Below are 3,376 nucleotides of genomic sequence, written 5' to 3'. Positions count from 1 at the left end.
TGAAGCTCATTTCTCGTCGCGGATCGAGAAGTTGGCCATGTGCTCCAGGCCTTTGATCAGCGCCGAATGGTCCCAGTTACCGCCACCCAGGGCCTGGCAGGTGTTGAACACTTGCTGGGCATTGGAGGTGTTGGGCAGGTTGATGCCCAGTTCCTTGGCGCCTTGCAGGGCCAGGTTCAGGTCCTTCTGGTGCAGGTTGATGCGGAAGCCTGGATCGAAGGTGCCTTTGATCATGCGCTCGGCATGCACTTCGAGGATCTTCGACGAGGCGAAGCCGCCCATCAGGGCTTCACGTACCTTGGCCGGGTCGGCGCCGTTCTTGGCGGCGAACAGCAGGGCTTCGGCGACGGCCTGGATGTTCAGGGCGACGATGATCTGGTTGGCCACCTTGGCGGTCTGGCCGTCGCCGTTGCCGCCGACGCGGGTGATGTTCTTGCCCATGGCCTGGAACAGCGGCAGGGCGCGCTCGAAGGCGTTCGGGCAGCCACCGACCATGATGCTCAGGGTCGCGGCCTTGGCACCGACTTCACCGCCGGACACCGGGGCGTCCAGGTAGGCGGCGCCGGTGGCCTTGATTTTTTCGGCGAAGGCTTTGGTGGCGGTGGGCGAAATCGAGCTCATGTCGATCACGACCTTGTTCGGGCCCACGCCTTCGGCGACGCCGTTCTCACCGAACAGCACGCTTTCGACCTGTGGGGTGTCGGGGACCATGACGATGATGAATTCGGCTTCCTGGGCCACTTCTTTCGGGTTGGCCAGGGCGACTGCGCCAGCGGCGATCAGCTCGGCCGGGGCAGGGTCGTGATGGGTGGAGACGAAGAGGCTGTGACCTGCTTTTTGCAGGTTCTGGGCCATGGGCTTGCCCATGATGCCGGTGCCGATGAAACCGATTTTAGCCATGAGACATTACCTCATTGTATGTGTGATAGCTTAAGCGAGCCTCGCCCCCCCTGTGGGAGCGGGCTTGCCCGCGAAGCAGACAACTCGGTGGGTGGCACCGGCTGTGCCGGTGTTCGCGGGCAAGCCCGCTCCCACAGTGTTCCGCGTTGTTTCTTAAATTGCGTTATGGGTTTTCAGCCAGCCAAGACCCGCTTCGGTGGTGGTCAGCGGCTTGTACTCCGCGCCCACCCAGCCCTGGTAGCCGATGCGGTCCAGGTGTTCGAACAGGAAGCGGTAGTTGATCTCGCCGGTGCCGGGTTCGTTGCGGCCCGGGTTGTCGGCCAGCTGGATGTGGTTGATCAGGTTCAGGTTGGCTTCCATGGTGCGGGCCAGGTCACCTTCCATGATCTGCATGTGGTAGATGTCGTACTGCAGGAACAGGTTGTCGCTGCCGACTTCGGCCTGGATTTCCAGGGCCTGTTTCGTGGTGTTCAGGTAGAAGCCGGGGATGTCGCGGGTGTTGATCATTTCCATGACCAGACGGATACCGGCGGCTTTGAGCTTGTCAGCGGCGTAGCGCAGGTTTTCCACGAACGTCTTGCGCACGGTGGCGCAGTCCGGGCCTTGCGGGCGGATGCCGGCCAGGGCGTTGACCTGGGTGTTGCCCAGCACCTTGGCGTATTCGATGGCCTTGTCGACCCCGGCGCGGAACTCTTCGACGCGATCGGGGTGGCAGGTGATGCCACGTTCACCTTTGGCCCAATCGCCGGCAGGCAGGTTGAACAGCACCTGGGTCAGGCCGTTGGCATCGAGCTGCTGCTTGATTTCTGCAGCGCTGAAGTCATACGGGAAGAGGTATTCGACGCCGCTGAAACCGGCATCGGCGGCCGCCTTGAAGCGGGCCAGGAAGTCCTGTTCGGTGAACAGCATGGACAGGTTGGCAGCGAAGCGTGGCATAGGGCTCTCCTTAAAGGTCACGAAGGCTCAGAATCGAAGTCGGCGCATCTGCGGCAGTGGTCGCCAGCGCTTCGAACTCATTGACGGCATTGATCTCGGTGCCCATGGCGATGTTGGTCACCCGCTCGAGGATGATCTCAACCACCACCGGCACCCGGTACTGTTCGGCCATACGCTGCGCTTCGCGCAGGGCAGGGCTGATGGCATGAGGTTCGAACACCCGAATGGCCTTGCAACCCAGGCCCTCGACCACGGCAACATGGTCCACGCCATAGGCGGCGGCATCATCGCCTGCATTGATGTTCTCGAACGCCAGTTGTACACAGTAATCCATGTCGAAGCCACGCTGCGCCTGACGAATCAGGCCCAGGTAAGCGTTGTTCACCAGCACGTGCACATACGGCAGGTTGAACTGCGCACCGACGGCCAGTTCCTCGATCATGAACTGGAAGTCGTAGTCACCGGACAGCGCGACGACCTTGCGTTTCGGGTCGGCCTTGACCACGCCCAGGGCTGCTGGAATGGTCCAGCCCAGCGGGCCGGCCTGGCCGCAGTTGATCCAGTGGCGTGGCTTGTACACGTGCAGGAACTGCGCGCCGGCGATCTGCGACAGGCCGATGGTGCTGACGTAGCAGGTGTCCTTGCCGAACACCTGGTTCATTTCTTCGTACACGCGCTGCGGCTTGACCGGCACGTTGTCGAAGTGGGTCTTGCGCTGCAGGCTGGCTTTACGCTGCTGGCAGTCTTCCAGCCAGGCCTGGCGGCACTTGAGCTTGCCAGCGGCTTTCCACTCGCGGGCCACTTCCAGGAACACGTCCAATGCCAGACCTGCGTCGGAAACGATCCCCAGGTCCGGGGTGAACACGCGACCGATCTGGGTCGGCTCGATGTCCACGTGCACGAACTTGCGGCCTTCGGTGTAGACATCGACCGAGCCGGTGTGGCGGTTGGCCCAACGGTTGCCGATGCCGAACACCAGGTCGGATTTCAGCAGGGTAGCGTTGCCGTAGCGGTGCGAGGTCTGCAGGCCGACCATGCCGACCATCTGCGCGTGGTCATCGGGGATGGTGCCCCAGCCCATCAGGGTCGGGATCACCGGCACACCGGTCAGTTCGGCGAAGGCGACCAGCTTGTCGCTGGCGTCGGCGTTGATGATGCCGCCACCGGCCACCAGCAGCGGGCGCTCGGCGTCGTTGAGCATGGCCAGGGCTTTTTCGGCCTGGATGCGGGTAGCCGACGGCTTGTGCACCGGCAGTGGCTCGTAGGCATCGATGTCGAATTCGATCTCGGCCATCTGCACGTCGAACGGCAGGTCGATCAGCACCGGGCCTGGGCGGCCGGTGCGCATTTCATAGAAGGCTTTCTGGAAAGCGTAGGGCACCTGGCCGGGCTCGAGCACGGTGGTGGCCCACTTGGTGACCGGCTTGACGATGCTGGTGATGTCGACGGCCTGGAAGTCTTCCTTGTGCAGACGAGCGCGCGGAGCCTGGCCGGTGATGCAGAGGATCGGGATGGAGTCGGCCGAGGCGCTGTACAGGCC

The 3,376-nt window shown here is 62.9% G+C and carries 3 protein-coding genes; all 3 read right to left on the bottom strand.

Features of this window, described 5'->3' with window-relative positions:
- Positions 1 to 6 precede the first annotated feature (6 nt).
- On the bottom strand, positions 7 to 900 hold the full coding sequence (locus KY379_RS26995) for a 2-hydroxy-3-oxopropionate reductase (RefSeq protein ID WP_261242694.1): 894 nt from the start codon (positions 898 to 900) through the stop codon (positions 7 to 9).
- 153 nt (positions 901 to 1,053) lie between these two features.
- The gene (gene hyi, locus KY379_RS26990; protein WP_261242695.1) at positions 1,054 to 1,836 is read right to left on the bottom strand and encodes a hydroxypyruvate isomerase; all 783 of its coding nucleotides are present in this window, start codon (positions 1,834 to 1,836) and stop codon (positions 1,054 to 1,056) included.
- A gap of 10 nt (positions 1,837 to 1,846) precedes the next feature.
- A partial coding sequence (gcl, locus tag KY379_RS26985; RefSeq protein WP_261242696.1) for a glyoxylate carboligase occupies positions 1,847 to 3,376 on the bottom strand: 1,530 nt, incomplete at its 5' end.

This window comes from Pseudomonas sp. HD6422, assembly GCF_025377065.1.
Taxonomy (GTDB): domain Bacteria; phylum Pseudomonadota; class Gammaproteobacteria; order Pseudomonadales; family Pseudomonadaceae; genus Aquipseudomonas; species Aquipseudomonas putida_U.
Note: the sequence above shows the minus strand (reverse complement) of the source record. Positions and strands in the feature narration are given on the sequence as shown.